The 24,812-nt window shown below is 33.5% G+C and carries 18 protein-coding genes, 1 tRNA gene and 1 pseudogene; 11 read left to right on the top strand and 9 right to left on the bottom strand.

What is annotated here, in order from left to right:
* Window positions 1–17: 17 nt before the first annotated feature.
* The 4 genes from IAI56_RS06045 to IAI56_RS06030 all read right to left on the bottom strand — a co-directional run bounded on the left by IAI56_RS06045 (window position 18) and on the right by IAI56_RS06030 (window position 6,347).
* Window positions 18–1,451, bottom strand: coding sequence for a TolC family protein (locus IAI56_RS06045; RefSeq protein WP_187657026.1), 1,434 nt, complete (start codon window positions 1,449–1,451; stop codon window positions 18–20).
* Complete coding sequence (locus IAI56_RS06040; protein WP_187657025.1) at window positions 1,444–4,638, bottom strand: efflux RND transporter permease subunit; 3,195 nt, start codon at window positions 4,636–4,638, stop codon at window positions 1,444–1,446. Before IAI56_RS06040 ends, IAI56_RS06045 begins: the two co-directional genes overlap by 8 nt.
* Window positions 4,639–4,663: 25 nt before the next feature.
* Complete coding sequence (locus IAI56_RS06035; protein WP_187657024.1) at window positions 4,664–5,743, bottom strand: efflux RND transporter periplasmic adaptor subunit; 1,080 nt, start codon at window positions 5,741–5,743, stop codon at window positions 4,664–4,666.
* 124 nt (window positions 5,744–5,867) lie between these two features.
* Entirely contained in the window at window positions 5,868–6,347 is a 480-nt protein-coding gene (locus tag IAI56_RS06030) for a hypothetical protein (RefSeq protein WP_187657023.1), read from the bottom strand.
* A 619-nt stretch (window positions 6,348–6,966) separates the two neighbouring features.
* Here IAI56_RS06030 and IAI56_RS06025 point away from each other — a divergent pair.
* From IAI56_RS06025 to IAI56_RS05995, 7 genes are all read left to right on the top strand, one after another.
* The gene (locus IAI56_RS06025) at window positions 6,967–7,659 is read left to right on the top strand and encodes a porin family protein (protein WP_187657022.1); all 693 of its coding nucleotides are present in this window, start codon (window positions 6,967–6,969) and stop codon (window positions 7,657–7,659) included.
* A gap of 141 nt (window positions 7,660–7,800) precedes the next feature.
* Window positions 7,801–9,027 carry a Glu/Leu/Phe/Val dehydrogenase dimerization domain-containing protein gene (locus IAI56_RS06020; RefSeq protein WP_187657021.1) on the top strand — a complete coding sequence of 409 codons (1,227 nt, stop codon included), beginning with the start codon at window positions 7,801–7,803 and terminating at the stop codon, window positions 9,025–9,027.
* 60 nt (window positions 9,028–9,087) lie between these two features.
* Complete coding sequence (locus IAI56_RS06015) at window positions 9,088–9,792, top strand: MotA/TolQ/ExbB proton channel family protein (RefSeq protein ID WP_169522923.1); 705 nt, start codon at window positions 9,088–9,090, stop codon at window positions 9,790–9,792.
* A 1-nt stretch (window position 9,793) separates the two neighbouring features.
* Window positions 9,794–10,186 carry an ExbD/TolR family protein gene (locus tag IAI56_RS06010; RefSeq protein WP_169522924.1) on the top strand — a complete coding sequence of 131 codons (393 nt, stop codon included), beginning with the start codon at window positions 9,794–9,796 and terminating at the stop codon, window positions 10,184–10,186.
* A gap of 8 nt (window positions 10,187–10,194) precedes the next feature.
* Window positions 10,195–10,977 (top strand): energy transducer TonB, encoded by a 783-nt coding sequence (locus IAI56_RS06005; RefSeq protein WP_187657020.1) that lies wholly within the window; start codon window positions 10,195–10,197, stop codon window positions 10,975–10,977.
* 11 nt (window positions 10,978–10,988) lie between these two features.
* Entirely contained in the window at window positions 10,989–12,209 is a 1,221-nt protein-coding gene (locus IAI56_RS06000; protein WP_187657019.1) for a bifunctional folylpolyglutamate synthase/dihydrofolate synthase, read from the top strand.
* A gap of 85 nt (window positions 12,210–12,294) precedes the next feature.
* Window positions 12,295–12,369, top strand: a tRNA-Val gene (locus IAI56_RS05995).
* A 137-nt stretch (window positions 12,370–12,506) separates the two neighbouring features.
* Here IAI56_RS05995 and IAI56_RS05990 read toward each other — a convergent pair.
* Window positions 12,507–13,112 carry a hypothetical protein gene (locus tag IAI56_RS05990; protein ID WP_187657018.1) on the bottom strand — a complete coding sequence of 202 codons (606 nt, stop codon included), beginning with the start codon at window positions 13,110–13,112 and terminating at the stop codon, window positions 12,507–12,509.
* 154 nt (window positions 13,113–13,266) lie between these two features.
* Between IAI56_RS05990 and IAI56_RS05985 the strand changes: the two genes are divergently transcribed.
* Complete coding sequence (locus IAI56_RS05985; protein ID WP_187657017.1) at window positions 13,267–13,599, top strand: hypothetical protein; 333 nt, start codon at window positions 13,267–13,269, stop codon at window positions 13,597–13,599.
* Window positions 13,600–13,642: 43 nt separating this feature from the next.
* Here the strand turns inward: IAI56_RS05985 and rpoN are convergent, their stop codons facing one another.
* The 3 genes from rpoN to IAI56_RS05970 all read right to left on the bottom strand — a co-directional run bounded on the left by rpoN (window position 13,643) and on the right by IAI56_RS05970 (window position 19,098).
* Entirely contained in the window at window positions 13,643–15,109 is a 1,467-nt protein-coding gene (gene rpoN / locus IAI56_RS05980) for an RNA polymerase factor sigma-54 (protein ID WP_187657016.1), read from the bottom strand.
* Window positions 15,110–15,180: 71 nt separating this feature from the next.
* Window positions 15,181–16,617 (bottom strand): asparagine--tRNA ligase, encoded by a 1,437-nt coding sequence (asnS, locus tag IAI56_RS05975; RefSeq protein ID WP_187657015.1) that lies wholly within the window; start codon window positions 16,615–16,617, stop codon window positions 15,181–15,183.
* Window positions 16,618–16,677: 60 nt separating this feature from the next.
* Window positions 16,678–19,098 carry an efflux RND transporter permease subunit gene (locus IAI56_RS05970; protein WP_187657014.1) on the bottom strand — a complete coding sequence of 807 codons (2,421 nt, stop codon included), beginning with the start codon at window positions 19,096–19,098 and terminating at the stop codon, window positions 16,678–16,680.
* 174 nt (window positions 19,099–19,272) lie between these two features.
* On the opposite strand from IAI56_RS05970, the gene IAI56_RS05965 reads away from it, so the two are divergent.
* The 3 genes from IAI56_RS05965 (at window position 19,273) to IAI56_RS05955 (ending at window position 23,296) form a co-directional block, all read left to right on the top strand.
* Window positions 19,273–21,543, top strand: coding sequence for a cation:proton antiporter (locus IAI56_RS05965; protein WP_187657013.1), 2,271 nt, complete (start codon window positions 19,273–19,275; stop codon window positions 21,541–21,543).
* Between the two features lie 65 nt (window positions 21,544–21,608).
* Window positions 21,609–22,868: a Y-family DNA polymerase gene (locus IAI56_RS05960; protein ID WP_187657012.1), complete on the top strand. Its 1,260-nt coding sequence runs from the start codon at window positions 21,609–21,611 to the stop codon at window positions 22,866–22,868.
* Window positions 22,862–23,296 (top strand): LexA family protein, encoded by a 435-nt coding sequence (locus IAI56_RS05955; protein WP_187657011.1) that lies wholly within the window; start codon window positions 22,862–22,864, stop codon window positions 23,294–23,296. Before IAI56_RS05960 ends, IAI56_RS05955 begins: the two co-directional genes overlap by 7 nt.
* Before the next feature lie 135 nt (window positions 23,297–23,431).
* Here the strand turns inward: IAI56_RS05955 and IAI56_RS05950 are convergent.
* Window positions 23,432–24,700, bottom strand: a pseudogene (locus IAI56_RS05950) (IS3 family transposase).
* Between the last annotated feature and the right edge of the window lie 112 nt (window positions 24,701–24,812).

Raw genomic sequence — 24,812 nt, 5'->3', positions numbered from 1 at the left:
AAAACAAAACAGGAAAATCAATTCCATCCTCCGCCCAAAGCACGATAAATATTTACCATAGCATTCATTTGAGCCATTTTACTATCTATCAAATCAAATTTAGATTCAAGTGCATCACGTTGTGTCATTAATACTTCCATATAATCAGCTCTTGTAGAAATAAACAAATCATTGGAAATATTTACCGATTGATTTAGCGCTTCAACTTGCTTCGACTTCAAGACAAAATTCTTCTGCATATTGTCTATTTTTGCCACTTGATTGGCTACTTCTATATAAGCATTCAAAATAGTACGCTCATAATTATAAACCGCCTGTAACTGTTTTGCACTAGCATTGTAATACGCCGCTTTAATTGCATTTCTATTGATCAGTGGAGCCGTTAAATCTCCTGCTAAAGAATAAAGTAATGATTCCGGTTTAAAAACATAACTCGGATTAAAAGCACGATAACCAACGCCAGCAGAAATCCCTAATGAAGGATAAAATCTAGCTTTTGCCGACTTAACATCAAGTTTTGCCGCAGCCAACTCAAATTCAGCTTGTTTAACATCTGGGCGATTTTCCAACAACTGAGCAGGAATACCAGTATGAATATCATTAGGCATTAATTCAACAAAAGCTGCGGTACTTCTATCAACCGACTGAGGAAATCGTCCAACAAGCAAATTAATTTTATTTTCTGTTTCAGTAATTTTCTGCCGAATAGCATATTGAAGACTTTGAGTATTCAATAACTGCGCTTCAAATCGTTTAACTGCCAATTCATTTGCCCTTGCAGACTCCTTTTGCAACTTAACTATTTCAAAAGCATTTTCCTGAATACTACTATTCTGCTCTACTATTGCCAATTGATTATCCAATGCCATTAACTCATAATAAGAGTCTGCTATTTCGGCAATCAAATTAGTCGTCATAAAATTTTTGCCTTCAACACTTGAAAGATATCGACTTACAGCGGCTTTCTTTGCATTATGAAGTTTGTTCCAAATATCTAGTTCCCAAGTAGCATAAGCACCAAAAACGTAATCCTGAAGCGGTTCCGGCATTTCCTTTCCAGGTTTAATTTCAGTAGTAGTTTCCATAGCTCCAATATTAGTAAAACGTGAAACTTTATCAACACCTGCTGATCCTTTCAATCCTAAAAAAGGAAGATATTCTCCTTTTCTAGCTCTGATTTCATTTCGACTTATTTCAATTTCCTGCATTGTAATATTCAACTCCTGATTATTAGCAAGTGCCATTTCAATAAGCGCTACAAGTTTTGGGTCTTTAAAATAATCTTTCCACTTTATTTTTCCCGAATTGATGGTGTCTTCTACTACTCCATTCGAACCAAAAGAGGATGGAACTTCTTTGTTCTCATTCCTTTGAATTACAGAAGGAGTCTTACAACCTGAAAATGCAATTACCATACAAATCGCTACTATCTTTTTAAACGTATTATTCATCTTCTTCTGTATTAGTAAAATTAACCATGCTGTGTGCAAATTCTTCTGAAAGCGAGCTATCCTCTTCTCCTTTTATCAGTTTTCTTCCATCGGCTAGTGACCCAAAAATAAAATACAATCCGGGCACAATAATTATTCCAAAAACAGTTCCGAACAACATACCTCCAAGTGCAGCAGAACCCAATGTTCTATTTCCAATTGCACCTGCGCCTGTTGCAATCATTAACGGAATCAATCCAGCGATAAACGCAAAAGAGGTCATAAGAATAGGTCGAAAACGAACCTTGGCTCCTTCAATAGCTGCTTCTAGTATCGACATTCCTTCGTGTCGCTTGAGAACGGCAAACTCTACAATCAATACTGCATTTTTACCGAGTAAACCAACAAGCATAATAAGCCCGATTTGCGCATAAATATCATTTTGTAATCCCATGATTTTTAGCAAAAAGAAGGAACCAAAAATACCAACCGGTAATGACAGCACAACGGCAAACGGAATGATAAAACTTTCATATTGAGCCGCTAAAACAAAATAGACAAAAGAAAGTACAATCAAAAAGATATAAATAGATTCATTTCCTTTATTGGCTTCATCATAAGAAAGACCTTCCCAAGCAATATCATATCCTTTAGGCAAGGATACTTTGGCTACTTCCCGAACGGCTTGTATAGCATCTGCCGTTGTATATCCTTTAGCCGGAAGTCCTTGTATGGCTGCTGAATTGTACATATTGTAACGGGTAATTTCATTCGGACCTTGTGTCTTCACCAATTTCATGAATGCCGAATACGGTACCATTTCATCATGATCATTTTTAATGTACAAATTGAGAACATCTGACGGAAGTCTACGGAATTTAGGATCAGATTGAACATATACTTTGAAAAAACGTTCAAACTTAATAAAGCCTTGTTCATAAGTACTACCTATCAAAATATCAAGATTCTCCATGGCTTTACCTATCGAAACTCCTTTCTGCATCGCCAACTGATTATCGATGACCAATTCATATTGAGGATAATCTGCCGCAAAGAACGAAAACAAACCTGTAAGTTCTTTTCGTTTACCTAAAGCATTCATAAAATCCTTATTTATCTTATCAAAATCTTTGTAATTAACGGTTGTATTTTTATCCAACAAACGCATAGAAAAACCTCCTGAAGAACCAAATCCGGGAATTGCCGGCGGTTCAAAAAACTCGATTTTTGCCCCAAGACCATTTGTTTTTTCTTCCAATTCTTCCATGATTTCAGTAACACCATGATGTCGTTCTGACCAATCTTTAAGGTTGATTAAACAAGTTCCCGCATTTGAACCTCGACCTTCAGTCATAATTTCATAACCCGCAAGTGATGAAACCGATTCTACGCCATCAACATGTTCACAAATTTTCATTAGTTTCTGCGAAACTTGATTGGTTGTTTCCAAAGTTGAACCTGGTGGCGTTTGGATAATGGCATAAATCGTTCCTTGATCTTCACTAGGAATAAAACCAGAAGGTAACGACTGATTCATAAAAAAAGTTCCCACACAAAACACTAATAAAATACCAAACGTGACTAGTCTTCTACTAACTATTGATTTTAAAACCGTTACATATTTCCCCGTTAATTTATCAAATCCGCTATTAAAACGGTCAAGTGCTTTGGAAAGCAGATTCTTTTTCTTTTCATGCCCATGTTGATTTTTCAAAAGCATAGCACACAATACTGGAGTAAGTGTAAGAGCAATTAATGCCGAAATAACAATTGAACTCGCCATAGTAATGGAAAATTGACGATAAAATGTTCCAACTGGACCAGACATAAACGAAATCGGAATAAACACCGAAACCATTACAGCCGTTATAGCAATTACAGCACCGCTAATTTCGCCTAATACTTTTTTTACCGCCTGATAAGGCGTTATATCAGGATGTTCTTCAAACTTAGCATGTACAGCTTCGACGACGACTATAGCATCATCTACCACAATTCCAATAGCCAATACTAAAGCAAAAAGCGTCACTAGATTAATGGTAATTCCAAAAAACTGTATGACAAAAAAAGCTCCAACTAACGAAACTGGAACAGCAAGTATCGGAATCAAGGTGGAACGCCAATCACCAAGAAAAATAAATACAACCAAGGCTACAAGTATAAAAGCATCTCGTAAAGTGTCGATAACCTGTTCTATGGAAGCATCAAGAAATTTGGACACATCATAACTAATTTTATAATCCAATCCCGGAGGAAATGTTTGTTTCATTTCTTCCAATTTGGCTTTTACTTCTTTAATTACATCGTTGGCATTACTACCATAATTCTGTTTTAATACAATAGAAGCCGAAGGATGTCCGTCAAGGTTAGAATAAATATCAAAAAACTCACTGCCCAGTTCAGCGCGACCAATGTCTTTTAAATGAACACTTTCGCCATTAGAATTGGCACGAATAATGATATTTTCATATTCTTCGGGTTCACTAAATCGTCCTTTATAGGTCAAAACATATTCTAGTGATTGTGCTTTGATACCCGAACTTTGTCCAATTCGTCCTGGACGACCAACGATGCTTTGCTCACCAAGTGCTTTCATCACTTCATCAGTAGAAATATTGTAAGCTCTCATTCGGTCTGGATTCAACCAAATTCGCATAGCATAAGTTCTACTTCCTAAAATTTGTGACCTTGCTACACCTTTAATTCGGTTAATCTCCGGAAGCATTTTAACATTAGCATAATTATAAAGGAATTTTTCGTCCATGCTTTTTCCTTCAGAATACAAGTTGACATACATCAACATACTTGGTTGGATTGGCGTAATAACGATTCCCTCTTTTTGTACCAACTCAGGTAATAATGGCATTACTTGATCTACTCTGGTTTTCACTCTAATTACTGCTTGATTGGGATCAGTTCCGGGTTCGAAAATAATTCTCAAAGTAGCTTCTCCAGCACTAGTAGCATCGGTAGCCATGTATCGCATATCTTGAACACCATTAATGGCGTTTTCAAGTGTGATCAAAGTTGATTTTACCAATACATCAGCACTTGAACCAGGATAAGCAATAAATATATTTACCGTAGTTGGAGCAATATCGGGAAACTGAGAAGTCGGCAATTTCTTGATGGCCAACATACCCATAAATACAATCATAATCGAAATCACTATTGCAAATACGGGTCTATGTATGAATTTACTAAACATATATACCTTATTTTAAAATTTTCGATTATTCTGCGTATAATTCTAAATGTGACATCACATATTCCGGTTTCTCCAGCTTATACTCAATCTTTTCGTTTTCTTTTACAAGACGAAGACCTTCGAGAAGAATTTTATCTTTAGTTGACAATCCTTTTATGGCAAAAAGATGAGGCAATTCAGCAACAATCTCAATCTCCTTGGATTGAACGGTATTGTTACTATCAATGATATAAACATATTTTTTATCCAAAACTTCAAAAGTGGCTTTTTGAGGAATAAGTAGTGCTTTTTTCACTGAAACTTCCATTTGGATATTTCCAGTTTCACCATGTCTTAGTAAACCTTTGGGATTCGGAAAAGTAGCTCTAAAAGCTATGTTTCCAGTTTCGTTATTAAATTCTCCTTCGATAGTTTCAACCACTCCAGGATAATCAAATATTTTATTGTTTGCCATTAACAAATTTACTTTTGCCTTCGCATTTCCTTGCAATTTGGCAGTATAATCGAGATATTCTGCTTCGGGAACATTATAATAAACCCACATTTTACTATTATCAGAAAGACTTGTAATTAAATCGCCTTCTTCTATTAAACTTCCCAATCTCACATGAAACCGATCAATAATACCATCAAATGGCGCTCTGATTTGAGTAAACTGCAAATGTAAATTGGTCAACATTAACTCGGCTTTGGCTTTGGACAACTTTGCTTTTGCCATAGCTAATTCACTGGTAGAAACCACTTTATTGTTAGATAGTCTTTCGGTATTTTTATATTCTATTTCAGCAAAATCGGCTTCTGCCTTAGCTTTCTGCATTTCGGCTTCATATAATTTAGGCATAATTTGAAACAACAACTGTCCTTTTTTAACGTGTTGCCCTTCATCTACATAAATTTTTTCAAGATAACCTCTTTCTTGAGCTCTTAATTCAATATGCTGAATAGAGTTAATTTGGGCTACATATTCCTTGGTAATTGCAGTATCTTTTTCTATTGGATTGGTTACCACAAAATGGGCTTCTTCTTTTTTTTCTTCTTTTTTTGATTCGCAGCTTGTATTGCTAAATAGCAAACACAAACCCATAACTATCAGGATTTTGTTCATATTTTTTAAAGTCGTATGATTTTTATTTTTTTTCAGTAGGTGCAATCAAAGCACATGTGCCACACTGTAGCGTAATTGCTAAAGTTTGAGGACTTAAATTTTTAAGAAATTCGTCTGAAAAAAATCAAATTCTGAAGTTTTCAAAAACAATATACAGTCGATTATCCGAAGAAAAAGAACAGAAACTCGAAGATGCAAGTGCCGTTTTTTTATACAACGATAAACGCTGTGCTTTTAAGGATTTTGAATAAAATAAAATGATATTATAACTAGCAAAGTCTTTTGGGATAACTTTCTTAGCAGCTAGTTTTTTTAGTTTAGAATTTTTTTCCTCTTTTTCATCCTCATCACTTTCCTCTTCTGTATCGGTAACTTCAAGAAGTGTTTTTATAAAAAAAGAAGAAGAAAAAAAATTGGCAACAACAAACGATCTGTTCTGATGTTTGGAGTTTTCCTTGTTAGTAGGTTGCGCTTCGTCTAAAATCTCCAACGATGCTTTTGACAAAGGAGTTATCAATACCTCGTGCGTTCGAGCATGAAGTTGAAAACAGCCTCCTAAAAGAATACTCAGTACGACATAATATTGGATAAGCCATTTTTTCATCGAGTTCAAAATTATATAAAGCTTATCATCTGTACAAGTGATTAAAATACAATTCTTAACTATAACGTTTGAATTTCATTCTATTCTATGTTCAAAAATCAAGACCAATCAATCAAAACTCAACAATAGCAAATACTTTTACCTGTTAAGACTATTTGCTTAAAATTTACTTAAAACTAATTAAGTTCGATATTTAGTCACATTCTTCAACATATTTATTGATCATGTAAGTTGTAATTTCTTTTAATTCATCACCAAAAATGTATTTATTAAAACTTTGCATCAAAAAAACTACAAGAAAAGCGATTAAACCTTAACTAATCTCAAATAACTATATATGTCGTGTATATAACATATTTATAATAACTATATAACATCATAAATAATAGAAAAACTAATATCAATCAAATAAAAGAAAGCATTTAAATAATATAAAAAAGATAAAAGTATCATATCATTCCCTAGAACCAACCAATAAATTATAACTTCAAAACACTTTTAAATCAAAACCTTTTGGTTACCTACAATTAAATAGTACTTTTACAATTTAGTAAAAAAACTATTTATTTAGACAAAACTAAAAAACCCAGTACAACATCTCTGTATTAGTAAAATATTTATGCGAACTTATTTCTATCTTTTTACGCTATTAGTTGCTTTCAACGCACAAGCACAACAAACAGAAGTAGACTTTGACGCTGTTGACTCACTCTACAGAGAAGATCAATTTTACTTTAGTGTTGCCTATAGCACTATGCAAAACCAACCTGATGGTTTTAAACAAAGTAAATTTTCACCAGCAATTTCTTTGGGCTTTCTAAGAGATATGCCAATAAATAAAAATAGAACTATAGCCATTGCAGCGGGAATCGGTTACTCATTAAGCATTTACAATCAAAATTTAATTGTGAACAATGAAAACGAAAGCCTTGACTACTTCCCTATTCCAGAAAATGAAACACTAGACAAAAGCCGATTTACTTTTCACTCGATCGACCTTCCGATAGAGTTTAGATGGCGAAATTCTTCTCCCGAAAGCTATAAATTTTGGCGTGTTTATACTGGACTAAAACTAAGTTATGTATTTTACAATCAGTATAAGTTAAATTCATCTATCGGAAATTATTCCATTATAAATAATGAAGATATAAATAAAATACAGTACGGCGCATATATCTCTGTGGGTTGGAATACTGTAAATCTCTATGGATATTACGGTTTAAATTCCTTCTTTAAATCCTCAGCAAAAATAGATGGCAAACCAATTAACTTGAACGCACTCCATTTAGGTTTGATGTTTTACATTTTATAAAAGCAAATTAAGTAGCAAAACCAATTCCTATCAAAAAAAAAGCCAAAGAAATCTCAAACTTATAATAGTTTGTTAATAAACCAATACTATTTGGCTTCACTTCTTAATTAATTATATTTGCACAACTAACAAACTAAACTAATGAAAGATTTATTAAAGAAATTCGAAAATAAGCAACCTGAAATTGTATTCCATTGGAAAGATAATGAAACCGAAGCCGAAGGTTGGACAGTAATCAATAGCCTCCGCGGAGGTGCCGCTGGTGGAGGAACAAGAATGAGAAAAGGACTTGATTCAAATGAAGTATTATCATTGGCTAAGACAATGGAAGTGAAATTTTCAGTATCAGGACCAGCGATTGGTGGAGCAAAATCGGGGATTAACTTTGATCCTAGCGATCCGCGTAAAATAGGTGTTTTACAAAGATGGTATAAGGCTGTTTCTCCGTTGTTAAAAAGTTATTATGGAACTGGTGGAGATTTGAATGTAGATGAAATTCATGAAGTTATCCCAATGACAGAAGAATGTGGTGTTTGGCATCCACAAGAAGGCGTTTTTAATGGACACTTTAAACCAACAGAAGCCGATAAAATCAATAGAATTGGGCAATTGCGCCAAGGAGTAATTAAAGTAATTGAAAACACTAAGTTTTCTCCTGATGTTTTACGTAAATATACCGTTGCCGACATGATTACAGGTTATGGTGTAGCCGAATCGGTAAGACATTTTTATGATATTTATGGTGGAAATGTAGTTGGAAAAAAAGCAATTGTTCAAGGTTTTGGAAACGTAGGTTCAGCAGCAGCATTTTATTTGGCAGAAATGGGCGCTAAAGTTGTTGGAATTATTGATAGAGATGGTGGTTTAATCAATGAAGATGGATTTACATTTGAAGAAATTAAAGAATTATTTTTAAATAAAGATGGCAATAAATTAGTTGCAGAAAATACGATCCCTTTTGAAGAGATCAATCAAAAAATCTGGACCATCGGTGCAGCTATTTTTACTCCTTGTGCAGCTTCTAGATTGGTAACTCAAAATCAAGTTGATGCTATGATTTCTTCGGGATTAGAAGTTATATCCTGTGGTGCGAATGTACCATTTGCTGATAAAGAAATTTTCTTTGGACCAATTATGGAAGCAACAGATGCTAAAGTGAGTTTGATACCAGACTTTATTTCTAACTGTGGAATGGCGAGAGTTTTTGCTTATTTTATGGAAAAGAAAGTACAAATGACCGACGAAGCTATTTTTCAAGATATTTCGTTAACCATCAAAAAAGCACTAGAAAATGCTCATGCAAAAAACCCTAGTTCAAAAAATATTAGTGCAACTGCTTTTGAAATTGCATTAAAACAACTAGTTTAGACAATAATTATTTATTTTTATCGTTAGTATAAATATATCAATCAAATTTAATTAAAGTATATGGGTTTATTTCTTCAGTCCGACTCGCTTTCGGTAGCAAAAGATGCTTTAGCAGAAGCTGTTCCAGTAGAGAAAACAATTTCAATATGGGAATTATTAACTAGTGGTGGAATTGCAGGTCAATTAATTATGATATCGCTTTTTATTATGCTGTTTTTTGCACTATATCTTTATTTTGAAAGATTGATGGCAGTTAGCGCGGCATCAAAAATAGATACTAATTTCATGATGCAAATCAAAGATCATATCTCTAATGGACGAATTGACTCAGCAAAAATGTTATGCGCCTCAACAAATTCTCCTGTATCAAGATTAATACAAAAAGGAATTTCTAGAATTGGAAATAGACTTGAAGATATTAATACTGCAATCGAGAATGCTGGAAAATTAGAAGTTTATAAACTAGAAAAAAATGTAAGTATGCTTGCTACAATTTCTGGAGCTGGACCAATGACAGGTTTCTTAGGAACGGTTGTTGGAATGGTTATGGCTTTTCATAAAATGGCAAGCGGCGGCGGACAAATTGAAGTTGGAGCATTAGCAGAAGGTATTTATACGGCTATGACAACTACAGTTGTAGGGTTGATTGTAGGTTTGATAGCTTACATTGGATACAATCATTTGGTGGTAAAAACGGATAAAGTGGTACATCAAATGGAACTAAATGCTGTAGAATTTCTAGACTTATTAAACGAGCGTAAATAATATGAATTTAAGAGGCAGAAATAAAGTAACTCCCGAATTCAATATGTCATCGATGACTGATATTGTGTTCTTATTGTTGATTTTCTTTATGTTAACATCAACAATGGTAACCACTAATGCCTTGGACTTAGTTTTACCAAAAGCAAAAGGAAAAACCGATAGCAACAAAAGTATTTCCATTAGTATTGATAAAGATTTGAAGTTCTATTTAGATAAAACTCCAATTGAAGAAGCATCGGTAGAAGCCCAGTTATTAGCTGCATTAGGTGGAGATAAAGAAAAACCAGTAATTCTGAGAGCTGAAGAAGGTGTTCCAATTGAAAAGGCGGTCTATGTAATGGATATTGCCAACAGAAATCAGATTAAGATAGTATTAGCGGTAAGACCTAAATAAATTTAGTCATGAAATTTTTAGAAACCCCAGAAGAGAAAAAATCTTTCACTATCACATCAGTAATTTTTGTGATATTGTTTTTGTTGTTTTTCTTTTTTGGACTGACCTACATGGATCCGCCACCAGAAAATGGAATAGCAATTAACTTTGGTACTTCTGATGTTGGTCAAGGGGAAGTACAACCGCTAGAACCTATAAAGTCTTCGCCACAACCAGAGTATTCTAAACCTGAAAAAGCGGTTGAAGAAGATATAGCAACACAAGATAACTCTGACGCACCAGTTATAAAAAAAAGTGAAGTTAAAAAACCAGTAAAAGAGGTAAAAGAAGAAGTAAAACCTAAAACTCCTTCAAAAAACGCCACAAGTGCTTTAGAAAGTTTAATAAATGGTCCAAAATCTACAGGTGTTGAAGCAGGACATGGTAATGATGGTATTCCTGGAGACAAAGGCGATCCTAATGGCGACCGTTATGCTAATAGTTTTTATGGTAATGGAACGGGAAATGGTGCTGGAAACGGAACAAGTTGGGGTTTAAACGGACGTAAGTTAAGCACGCCAGCTAAAGAGGTTCAAGATTGTAACGAAGAAGGCAGAGTGGTTGTTCAGGTTACTGTAAATAGAAGTGGAAATGTAATTGCTGCTAAATATTCAAAAGGAACTACAAATACCAATCCTTGTCTGGTTAATCCAGCATTATCAGCGGCAAGAAAGTTCAAGTGGCAACCGGATAGTAATGCGCCAGAAACTCAAATTGGCTTTATTGTAATAAATTTCAAGTTAGGAGAATAAACTTGGCGTCAATGAACTATCAAGAAACCCTCGATTGGATGTTTTCTAAGCTTCCCATGTATCAAACCCAAGGTGCATCTGCCTACAAAAAGGACTTAACAAATACCATTCTTTTAGCAAATCATTTAGGCAATCCCGAAAAAGATTTGAAATGTATTCATGTTGCTGGTACCAATGGAAAAGGTTCCACTTCTCATATGTTAGCTTCAGTATTGCAAGAAGCTGGTTTTAAAGTAGGACTATATACTTCGCCTCACTTAAAAGATTATCGTGAACGGATAAAAATAAACGGGAAAGAAATTTCTAAGCAATTTGTTTGTGATTTTATAGAAGAAAACAAAGGTTTTTTAGAGCAAAATTCACTCAGTTTTTTTGAAATGAGTGTTGGATTAGCATTTCAATATTTCAAAGAAAGTAAAACCGATATCAATATTATAGAAGTTGGAATGGGTGGAAGATTGGATTCTACCAATATCATTACACCATTGGTTTCTGTTATTACCAATATTGGGTTGGATCATACTCAGTTTTTGGGCAATACACTTGAAGCAATAGCCTTTGAAAAAGCAGGAATAATCAAAAGCAATGTTCCTGTTGTAATTGGGGAATATACCAGCGAAACCAAGCCTGTTTTTCAGTCAAAGGCAGATGAAATGCAGTCGGATATTTATTTTGCTTCCGAATTAATATCTGAAGTTTATTCTTCCGATTTAATTGGGGATTATCAAGAGCACAATAAAAAAACAGTTTTACAGACATTAAAAGTGCTTCAAGAGACGACTTCTTTTCAAATTTCTGAAGAGAATGTCAAACAAGGTCTGCAAAAAGTTGTTATAAACACTGGTTTGCAGGGAAGATGGCAACAACTTGGAGCTAATCCTAAGATAATTTGTGATACTGCTCATAATGAGCATGGTCTAAAAATAGCCATTAATCAGTTAAAAAAAGAAAAGTTTGCTCAATTACATATTGTTTTAGGAATGGTTAATGATAAAAACCTAAATGATATTTTACCGATTTTTCCTAAAAATGTAAAATATTATTTTTGCAAGCCAATTGGTTCTCGAGGACTTGAAACGTTAGTTTTGCAAAAAAAAGCAAGTGAGTTTGGATTAAAAGGAAAAATATATAATTCAGTTTCAGAAGCTTATGATGAAGCTAGACAAAAGGCAACTTCGGAAGACTTTATTTATGTTGGCGGTAGTACTTTTGTGGTTGCAGAAATTTTATAATTTTTTTTCATTTTTGTTTGCAGAATAAAAAAAGTAGTCTATATTTGCACTCGCAATCAGGAACAATACTGAAAGTCACAAATAAGGGCGATTAGCTCAGCTGGTTCAGAGCACCTCGTTTACACCGAGGGGGTCGGGGGTTCGAACCCCTCATCGCCCACAAAAACTCCAATAGAAATGTTGGAGTTTTTTTATGCCTTGTTTTTACTAATTCAAAACCACCTTTATAAATATTCTAACTTTATACTATCTCACAATACAGTCTCTAAAAATATTATTGTGTAGTTAAAATTGAATTTATAGCCAAAAATATAACAGCAACAATTGAGGTAACATTCCACAAACAAAACCAATCGCTAATTCTTTCTTCGTATGTGCTTTCATTTCCAGTCGAGATGAAGCTACAAAACCATTCATTGCAACAAAAAACACTACAGTATTAATAATATTTATTTCCGTGTGAATGCTTAATCCAATGATAAAAACGGTCAAAGCACTCATACCAATCATGTGAATACTTGCTTTTATTTTGGCAAAAAGCAACAAAAAAGCAATAATCGTACTGAACAAACCACCAGAAAAAAAGAAAAAAAGCTCAAAGTATCGATCAATCGTAATGCTTTTTGCGATGAGAATTGACATGAGCATAATTTGCAAAAGCAGCGGAATTTTTCGTTGTGAAATATCCGAAAGCATGATGCTGTCTATTTTTCCAAAAGTTCTCAGTAAATAGAAAAAAGTCAACGGTAATAGAATTGAAATGATGATAATTTGAATAAATAAAACTAGATATTGCGGCAATGTAAAATAGTTGTCATCCAGAACAACATAGAAAAAAGTTCCTAAAAACGGAATGAAAATAGGATGAAAGAGATATGAAAAAACGGGAAGGATTTTTTTCAAAATGAATTATTTCAGACAAATATATGAATTCATTAAAAGTTTATAAAACAAGTTTGTTAGATTTGTTTGGATTAACATTTGAAAGATGAAATTTTCTAAACTATTATTACTAAAAACTATTTTGTTTTTATATGCTTGTACAAATAAAAATGAGATGGAAATTGATTTCTCAAATCCTTTAAAAAAGGAAGATTTCAAAATTGAAATTCAAATTTTAGGAAGTGATGTTAATAGAAAAGTTATATATGATGGAAATATAATTTATGATATTCCAAATGAATATGGTGAAAACGACTGGCATTTCAATTATAAAGATAGTTTGTATGGTTATTTTAGACATTTCAAAAATAATAGAAATGACAAACATAACTACACTTTTCACTTTTTTCAAAAAGAAAACAACATTTTTGCAGAGATAAAAATCAATGGTGCGTCGAAGGAATTGAAAACAATATCGTTTACAAAAAATAAAAAAGACTTTCGCTAAAATTAAATTTTCTTCTGCCTACTGAAAACTGCGACTGAAAACTTTAAATCTTCTTCCTCATTCTAGCTACAGGAATATCCAATAAATCACGGTATTTTGCAATAGTTCGTCGAGCAATTGGATAACCTTTTTCTTTTAAAATATCAACCAATTGTTCGTCGGAATACGGTTTGCTTTTGTCTTCGTCTTCTACAACCGTTTTTAATATTTTTTTGATTTCTAATGTCGAAACGTCTTCACCTTGATCGTTTTTCATCGCTTCGGAGAAGAATTCTTTAATTAGTTTTGTTCCATAAGGCGTATCAACATATTTGCTATTTGCCACGCGCGAAACGGTAGAAATATCCAAACCAACCATATCGGCAATGTCTTTCAAAATCATTGGTTTGAGTTTGGTTTCTTCGCCATCAAGAAAATATTCCTGTTGAAAATACATGATGGCATTCATTGTTACATAGAGCGTTTCTTGTCGCTGACGAATAGCATCGATAAACCATTTTGCTGAATCTAATTTTTGTTTGATAAACTGAACGGCATCTTTCTGTGAACCCGATTTGTCGCGAGAATCTTTATACGTCTGTAACATTTCTTGGTAATCTTTCGAAACGTGAAGCGATGGTGCATTTCTGCCGTTAAGTGTTAATTCGAGTTCGCCATCAACAATTCTGATAGTAAAATCGGGAACAATTTGTTCAACTACACGATTGCTGCTGTCAAAAGAACCTCCAGGTTTTGGGTTTAATTTTTCGATTTCTTCAATTGCTTTTTTAAGTTGCTCTTGAGAAACATTACATGAAGTTAACAGTTTTTCGTAGTGTTTTTTAGTAAACTGATCAAAGTAATTTTCGATTACCGTAATCGCTAAATCTACATATTCTGTAGGTGTTTTATGTTTCAGTTGAAGTAGTAAACATTCTTGTAAATCGCGAGCGCCAACACCAGCAGGTTCAAGGTCGTGAATGATGTTTAGGATTCTTTCAACTGCTTTTTCATCGGTGTAAATTCCTTGCGTAAACGCCATATCGTCAACGATATCCTGAATGCTTCTTCGAAGATAACCATCGTCGTCAATGCTTCCAACTAAAAATTCGGCAATTCCTCTATCGTCATCGCTAAGAATAAAAGTATTCAGCTGATTAATCAAATCTTGGTGAAAACTAGTTTGTGCTGCAAACGGTGTTTCTCTATCATCGTCGTCATCACTGTAATTGTTGGCTTGCAGTTTATAATCGGGAGTTTCGTCGTCGCTTAAATATTCGTCAATATTGATTTCGTCGGCATCAATGCTTTCATTATCATCAAATTCGTCATAATCTTCATTGTTGTCAAATTCGTCTTTTTCATAAATTTCTTCCTCATCTTTACCATTTTCCAACGCAGGATTTTCAATCAACTCTTCTTTCAATCGTTGTTCAAAGGCTTGCGTAGGCAATTGAATTAACTTCATCAACTGAATTTGTTGTGGAGATAATTTTTGAGATAATTTAAGATTTAAAAACTGTTTTAACATTTTATGTTTATGAGTTTATTTGTTGATAAATTTATAATATAACCTTATAAACTTTAGCCTTATAACCTTTTTTAAAATTCCGCATTTTGTGGTGTTCTTGGAAAAGGAATTACGTCACGAATGTTAGTCATTCCAGTAACGAAAAGTACTAATCGTTCAAAACCTAATCCAAAACCTGAGTGAACTGCCGAACCAAATCGTCTAGTATCCAAATACCACCAAAGTTCTTCTTCGTCAATACCTAATGCTTTCATTTTTTCCACCAAAACATCATAACGTTCTTCTCTTTGTGAACCACCAACGATTTCTCCAATACCAGGAAAAAGAATATCCATAGCGCGAACGGTTTTTCCGTCTTCGTTTAATCGCATGTAGAATGCTTTGATATTGGCTGGATAATCAAATAAAATTACTGGACATTTAAAGTGTTTTTCCACTAAATAACGTTCGTGCTCACTTTGTAAATCTGCACCCCATTCGTTGATGATGTATTGGAATTTTTTCTTTTTATTTGGCGTTGAATCTCTCAGAATATCAATCGCTTCGGTGTAAGAAACACGTTTGAAGTTGTTTTCTAAAACGAAATTCAATTTTTCTAACAAAGCCATTTCGCTTCTGTCAGCTTGTGGTTTTGATTTTTCTTCTTCTAATAAACGACCTTCCAAAAACTTCAAATCGTCTTGACATTTATCCATCGTATATTTTATGACATACTGAATAAAATCTTCTGCCAAATCCATGTTGTCATCCAAATCATTGAAAGCAACTTCGGGTTCAATCATCCAAAATTCTGCCAAGTGACGTGATGTATTTGAATTTTCAGCACGGAAAGTTGGTCCAAAAGTATAAATCTGACCTAATGCCATAGCAAAAGTTTCGCCTTCCAATTGTCCAGAAACCGTAAGATTAGTATGTTTTCCAAAGAAATCTTTTTTATAATCGATGTTTCCGTCTTCTGTTCTTGGCGGATTGTCTAATGGCAACGAAGTTACTTGAAACATTTCGCCTGCGCCTTCAGCATCAGCACCAGTAATTACTGGCGTATTTACATAAACAAATCCTTTTTCTTGAAAATACGTATGAACCGCATGTGCAAGAACTGAACGAACTCTCATAATTGCGCCAAACGCGTTGGTTCTAACTCTTAAATGTGCTTTCTCTCTTAAAAATTCTAAACTTGGTTTGTTTCTTAATTGAATTGGGTAAGTTTCAGCATCTGAATCACCCAGAATTTCTAATTTGGAAACTTGAATTTCATATTTCTGTCCTGCACCCTTACTTTCAACTAACGTTCCAGTTACAGAAACTGATGCGCTGGTTGTAATTCTTTTTAAGGTTTCTTCTGGTGTGTTTTCAAAATCAACAACACATTGGATATTATGAATCGTCGAACCGTCGTTCAACGCTATAAATTGATTATTTCTAAAAGTTCTAACCCAACCTTTTGCATTTACTTCTGTGTTCACTTTCGAGCCGCTTAAAAGCGCTTTAACTTTTGTATGTTTCATTTTAAATTTAAAATATTAGATTTCAGATATTAGATTTTTAAAATCTATCGCAAATATAAATTATTTATTTTTCTTTTCTAAAGCATCGACTGCTTCATCGGTTTGTTCTAAAATATCGATTATTGGTTCTGGTAATTCTTGCTGATTTGCCAACGTTTTATTCAAAGTCAATACCAATGACGGTAACAAAACCAAATTAGACAACATTCCGAAGGATAAAGTTAATGCAACCAATCCGCCAAGCGCAACTGTTCCGCCAAAACTTGAAAGCATAAACACCGAAAACCCAAAAAATAGTACGATTGACGTGTAAAACATACTAATTCCAGCATCGTTGAAAGTGGCAAAAACTGATTTTTTTATTTTCCAATCGTTTCGTGCTAATTCCAATCGGTATTGTGCTAAAAATCGAAGCGTATCATCCACTGACATTCCAAAAGCAATTCCAAAAACTAATAAAGTTGACGGTTTTAAAGGAATCCCTAAAAAGCCCATCAAACCAGCGGTCATAAGCAATGGCAACAAATTAGGAATGATAGAAACCAATACCATTTTTAGTGATCGGAACATAACAGCAACCAATCCGCCAGTCAAGGCAAAGGCAAACAGTAACGATGATAATAAATTGTCTAACAAGTATTTAGTTCCTTTTTGAAATACCGAAGGTTTTCCTGTGATGATAACTTCATATCGTGGTGATGGAAACAATTTATTGACTTTATTGCGAATATGAGCTTCGATAGATTCCATTTTTTCACCATTTTCATCTTTGATAAAAGTGGTCATTCTTGCTACGCTTCCATCAGCAGTAATGTAACTTTTCAACTGATTTTCTTTAGAATTTTTCAGTGAATTTTTAATGTAAGGCAATAAAAATATTTCTTCTTGTGATGAAGGCAAACTATAATATTCAGGATTTCCGTTGTAGTAAGCTTGGTTAAAACTTTTGGCAATATTTACAACCGATAATGGCTTTGAAAGCTCAGGAACGTCCATAATGGTTTGTTCCAATTCTTCCATTCTACGAAGGTTGGAAAGTTTCATCGCACCATTTTTTCGTTTGGTGTCAATCATTATTTCTAAAGGCATTACGCCATCAAATTCTTTTTCAAAAAAACGGATGTCATCAAAAAAAGTAGTGTTTTTTGGCATGTCTTCGATGATGCTACCAGAAACTTTTATTTTATTAATTCCGATAATTCCAAAAACCAAAAGACAAACGGCCGTAACATAAACACCAACTCGGTTGTATTTTACAGTATTGACAATCCATTTTAAAAACGAAGTCAACGACTCGCGTTGCAAATGGCCAAGATGTCTCGGAATTGGCGGTGGAATGTAACTGAAAAATATTGGTACAATCAACAAACACAATAAATAAATTGCCAAGATATTGATGGTTGTTACAATTCCAAATTCTCTCAACAAATCGTTATTGGTAGCAATAAATGTTGCAAATCCAACAGCTGTCGTAATGTTAGTCATTAAAGTTGCTGTTCCTGTTTTCGTGATAACGCGTTGCAACGCTTTTGCTTTATTAGCGTGTTTGTGATATTCCTGATGGTATTTGTTGATAAAGAAAATACAGTTTGGAATACCAATAACAATGACCAATGTTGGCACCAAAGCCGTAAGAACGTTAATTTCATAACCCAAACCAGCAATAATTCCAAACGACCACATTACACCAATAATCACGATGATTAATGAAATCAATGTTGCTCTAAACGACCTGAAAAAGTAAAAGAAAATCAACGAAGTAATCAACAATGCGGCACCGATAAACAGACCAATTTCGTCAATAATCGTTTTGGCATTCAACGTTCGGATGTAAGGCATTCCAGAAGTATGAAGCTCAATATTGGTTTTTTGGGTAAAGTTTTCAATAGCAGGAATTAGTTTTTCTAAAACATAATCTTTCCTGATTTTAGTATTGACAATTTTCTTATCTAAATAAATCGCCGAACGAATTGCACCTGATTTTTTATTGAACAACAATCCTTCATAAAAAGGCATTTTGCTGAATAAATCTTTTTGAATTTGAGTTAAATAGGCTTCGTCTTGAATTTTATTTTTGTCAACTAAAGGTTTTAATTCAAAGGTTTCCAACGTATCGTTTTTGACCAATTTTTGCAAATTATCCACCGAAACGACCAAGCTAACTTCTTTACTCGATTGAATGGTTTGCATCAATTCGCTCCAAGCTTGATAGACTTTTGGGGTAAAAAGTTTTTTATCTTTTGTAGCAATAACAATTAAGTTTCCTTCTTCGCCAAAACGATCAAGGAATTTTTGATAATCTACATTTACTTTATCGTCTAGTGGAATTAAGTTGGCTTCGGTTTGGGTAAATCGTATTGATTTCCACTGCAAAGCCAGTAAAGCGGTGATTAAAACAATACTACCAAGAATGACAATTCGGTTTCTAAGAATTACTCTCGCAATAAATTCCCAAAAACCAATACCTAACAATTTTTTCATAAAATCCTAATGGGTTGCAAAGGTAATCAAAACGGCAAAAAACAGTCCTTTTTTTGAAAGAATTTGACCAAATTTTAATTTGTTTTAGGCATAAATTAAGTTAAAGTTACATCATTTAATTTTTTTAGAAAATAACATTCCTTTTTCTCATATTTGTATAGCGAATTGAAAAAGATGAGAAATTTAAAAAACACATTGTTTTATATTTTAGTAACTGGCGGTTTTACGGCTTTGATGTACTGGATTGTAGAACAAGGAAAACTGCTCGAAGTTGGTCGAAAAATTATTTCACCTTCATCAAATGATAGTCAATGGACACAGTTTTTATCATCACTTTTTCACAATTTGCAACATCCAGTAGCATTACTTTTAATGCAAATTATTACGATTGTTCTCGTTGCACGAATTTTTGGCTGGATTTTTAGAAAAATTGGTCAACCCACAGTTATCGGAGAAATTATTGCCGGAATTGCACTTGGACCATCACTTTTTGGGTTGTATTTCCCCGATTTAAATCAATCGCTTTTCCCAGTAGAATCTCTTGGAAATCTTCAGGTTTTAAGCCAAGTTGGTTTGATACTTTTCATGTATGTTATTGGGATGGAATTGGATTTGAAAGTATTGAAAAACAAAGCCAATGATGCCGTTGTAATCAGTCATGCTAGTATCGTAATTCCGTTTGCACTTGGAATTGGATTATCCTATTTTATTTATCACGAATTTGCTCCACAAGGCGTTGAATTTCTGTCTTTTGGACTTTTTATGGGAATTGCCATGAGCATTACAGCGTTTCCAGTTTTAGCTAGAATTGTACAAGAACGAGGCATTCATAAAACGAGATTGGGAACGATCGTAATTACTTGTGCTGCAGCCGATGATATCACGGCTTGGTGTTTACTTGCTGCGGTAATTGCCATTGTAAAAGCAGGAACTTTTGTCAGTTCATTATACATTATTGCGTTGGCAGTTGTATATGTTTTGGCAATGCTTTTTGTGGTAAAACCATTTTTAAAACGTATTGGCGATTTATATGCCGATAAAGGAAATTTGAATAAACCTGTTGTTGCTATTTTCTTTTTAACGGTAATTGTTTCGGCTTATTCTACCGAAGTTATTGGAATTCATGCGCTTTTTGGAGCATTTATGGCTGGAGCAATTATGCCCGAAAGTGCTAAGTTTAGAAATATTTTTATCGAAAAAGTAGAAGATGTTGCGGTGATTTTATTGCTGCCACTTTTCTTTGTTTTCACGGGTTTGCGTACAGAAATTGGTTTAATCAATGAACCTTATTTGTGGAAAATAACTGGTTATATCATTTTAGTTGCCGTTATTGGAAAGTTTCTCGGAAGTGCTTTGGCAGCTCGATTTGTGGGACAAAATTGGCGCGATAGTTTAACCATTGGTGCGTTGATGAACACGCGCGGATTGATGGAATTGGTCGTGTTGAACATTGGTTACGAACTCGGAGTGCTTTCGCCAAAAGTCTTCACAATGATGGTTATCATGGCGTTAGTTACTACTTTTATGACTGGTCCAGCGTTGGATATTATCAATTACATATTCAAATCAAAAGACGTTTTTATTCCAGAAGAAATTAAAAATAACTCCGATTATAAAGTGCTGATTTCTTTTGGAAATAATGAAAAAGGGAAATCATTGTTACGATTAGCCAATAGTTTAGTCAAAAAACAAACCGAAACCACTGTAGTTACAGCAATGCACTTTACCTCAAGTGATGAATTACATGCTTATGATTTAGACGAATATGAAACCAAAGCATTTGAACCAATTGTTCGAGAATCAAAAGCATTGAACCAAGAAATTACCACCATTTTTAAAGCAACAAATGATATCGAAACCGATATTGCTGATGTTTCTGCCAAAGGAGAATATGATTTATTGTTGGTTGGTTTGGGAAAATCTATTTTTGAAGGAACGATTTTAGGAAAAGTTTTGGGTTTCACTTCACGATTTATAAATCCTGACCGATTGTTGGATAAATTAACTGGAAAAGAAGGTTTGTTCGAAAATTCTCCTTTTGACGAACGAACCCGATTGATTATTTCTAAAACCAAAACGCCACTTGGAATTTTGATTGACAAAGATTTAAAAAAAGTAGAAAACGTAACCATTCCAATTATGAGTATTGGCGATGCTTTTTTGTTTGATTATGCCGAGCGATTGATTTTTAATAACAATACTAAAGTTACCATTGTTGAAAATAATAATCAGCGAAAAAATAATTTCATCATCGAAAATGCTGTTGCAGGATTGAAATTAAAATATGCAAATAACCTTCAGCTAGTTGACTACGGAAAACTTAACAAACCATTTTTAGAGAAACAAGATTTGGTATTGGTGAGTCTAGAAAGCTGGAAAAAAATCGTTGATGAAGAAGAAACTTGGCTTAGTGATATTCCTTCGGCGTTGATTGTGAAGTCTTAGATTAAACTCCTAAAATTAACGTTTGTTCCAATCAAAAATTACAAGCTATTGTGTAATTTTACATCATGTATGCTTTAGTTGATTGTAACAATTTTTATGTTTCGTGTGAGCGGGTTTTTCAGCCAAAACTCAATGGAAAACCTGTTGTTGTTTTGTCTAACAATGACGGTTGTGTCATTTCTAGAAGCTATGAAGCCAAAGATTTAGGCATTCTAATGGGCGAACCCGAGTTTAAAATTCGTAATCAAATTAAGCAACACGATATTCATGTTTTTTCCTCCAATTATGCCTTGTACGGAGATTTGAGTAATCGAGTGCATAATCTTTTGCATAAATTCACGCCACATGTTGAAATGTACAGCATTGATGAAGCTTTTTTGAACTTTGATGGAATGACTATCGATTACAACCAATATGGTCAACAAATCAAAATGAGCATTCTAAAATGGTTGAGTTTACCTGTTTGCATTGGATTTGGTTCCAGTAAAGCACTTTCAAAAGTAGCAAATAAAATAGCCAAAAAATATCAGGAACGAACACAAGGCGTTTATGTTATTGATACCGAAGAGAAACGCACTAAAGCTTTGAAATGGACCAAAATTGAAGATGTTTGGGGAATTGGCTATCGACTTTCCAAGAAAATGAAAGCGCATAATATCCATACAGCTTATGATTTTACATTACCTCATTATGAAGCGTTTATCAAATCGACTATGGGAATTGTTGGTATCCGTTTAAAATATGAACTCGAAGGAAAATCTGTACTAGAACTTGAAGAACCAAAAACCAAAAAAAACATTGCCATTACTCGAAGTTTTGCTCAAAGCATAACCACTTTGGACGAGATGAAAGAACGCGTTTCTACCTTTGCAACCGTTTGTTCCGAGAAATTAAGGAAACAAAAATCTTGCTGTTATGGCGTGATTTTGTATCTTAGAAAAGACAATTTTAAAACCCAAAAAGACCGTTATAGTTTCTACAAAATGGAAACACTTCCTTACGCAAGTAATTCGGCAATAACGATTAGTAATGTTGCTATTAAAATGCTGAAAAGTATTTTTGAAGAAGGTGAAATTTATAAAAAAGCTGGCGTTATCGTGACACAGTTAATTCCCGAAAACGAAAAGCAATTTCATCTTTTTGAAGAAGAAAATCCAAAACACCAAATCTTGATGAAAGTAATGGATGATTATCAGAAAAAAACGGGCGACCGAAAAATAAAACTCGGCGTTCAAAATTTAGAAAAAACCTGGACGATGAAGCAAAATCATCTTTCGCCAAAATATACCACACGATTTGAAGAAATCTTTGAAATATTATGCTAATAAACAAAAACATTAAATTTTTTATTCCAAACTTCGAAAACAGTCGCGAGTTACCATTTATTACTTCAGGAATTAAAGCGGGATTTCCTTCGCCAGCAGCCGATTTTGACGAAACCCGAATTAGTCTCGACAAAGCATTAGTAAAAAATCCTCATACTACTTTTTATGCTAAAGCAAATGGTCAATCGATGAAAGGTGCTGGAATTGACGATGGCGATATTATGGTTATCGATCGAAGTATTGAACCTAGAAACAATAAAATTGCTGTTTGTCTTATCGATGGCGAATTTACCGTAAAACGTATAAAAAAAACCAAAGAAGAATTGTTGCTAATGCCCGAAAATAATGATTTTCAACCTATAAAAGTTACCGAAGAAAATCAATTTGTTATTTGGGGAATTGTAACTTATGTTATTAAGAATGTCTGATTGAATTTGAAAATTTCTATTTTTTGGTAAGTAAAAATTTTGTATTTATCAAAATAAGAAACTTGTTGTAATCTTGAAAAAAAGCATTAATGAGTTGTCCTAAAAGCGGTTGACTTGTTAACAATTCAAATTTAGTTAAATCGTAACAGAATTAATTCTGTTACGATTTATTTTTTTCCATTGTTTTAATAGTATTGTTTTTTGTTGATGTGTTTGGTTTGGAGTTATCATATAAACAGACATATGTATTCTAAAATTATTGTAATAAATTAATTGCTTGTGTAACTTGTTTCTTTAAATTTTGATAGTTTTCAAAGATTTCATATAAACTAAATTCTTCTTTTAAAACTCCATTTACTCTTTCAGCTATTGTATTTTCATATGGTCGTATTCTTGCGTCATACTAATTAAAATATTGTTTTTCTTTAACAAATCGGTATACTCTTTATTGCAATATTGTAAACCTCTATCGGAATGGTGAATGAATTGGTTTTTTGTTTTCTTTTCAATCAAAGCCATTTCTAAAGCTTTTACTGTAGTTGAACTCATTAAATTGTCTGATAGTTGATAACCAACAATTTTCTTGGAACAAGCATCAGTGAGTAAATGCAAATAATATGTTTTCTCTTTTGTTCATAAATATGTTATATCAGCTACCCAAACTTGTTAAGGTCTGTTAAGTACTAAATTGCTAATTAAATTTGGATAGCGTTTCATCCAGTGCCTTGAGATTGTTGTTTTGTAATATCTTCGAGCTTTAGGAACTTGTAAATATTCTGCTTTTAAAAAATCTAAAAAATTATCTCCACCAATTGATATATGATGTTTGATAAATTCATTTTTGCAACATTACATAAAGTTTTTTACCACCTGTTTGCGGTAATTGCTTTCGAATAGTTACAACTAAACTTCGTAATAATTCGCAGTTGTATTTAGATATTTTAATTTTTGATTTTCGTTTGTAAAACGCCTGTTTTATATATCCAAACAGTTCGCATAACTCATAAGTAGTCAACAAACTACTAGTGCTTATTTCTTCGACTGCTTGGAACCAGACTTTTTTACAATATCTATTTTAAGCTCGCGTTCGACTATTTCGATAAATCGTTTGAATACTTTTAATTATTCTTCTTTTTTTAGCTAATTGAGCCTCTAGTTCTTTTATACGCTGTTGTTGAGGATCTTTCATAGGACGACCAATACTTGTTTTATCTTCGCAGGTAAATTTACCATATTTTTTTAACCATCTTGGTATGCAACTATTTCCTAAAATAGTGTAGCATCTTTGAAGTTCTGCTTTTATCAATAACCCCTTTCAAATGCACTCACAACTTGACGTTTAAATGCTTCACTATAATTTTTGGGAGTAATCGCATTTTTTGAAGTTTTCTTTTCTGTTGACATTTTATTTAATATTTAGTCAACTTTTTTCAAGACAAGACCTAAAAACAAAAAACCCTATTCGATGTGAATAGGGTTTTTAAAAAAAAAGGCGGCGACATACTCTCCCACAAAT

It is taken from the genome of Flavobacterium macrobrachii (genome assembly GCF_014486675.1).
GTDB lineage: Bacteria > Bacteroidota > Bacteroidia > Flavobacteriales > Flavobacteriaceae > Flavobacterium > Flavobacterium macrobrachii.
The sequence above is the reverse complement of the archived record's forward strand: the minus strand, read 5'-3'. Positions and strand labels throughout refer to the sequence as shown.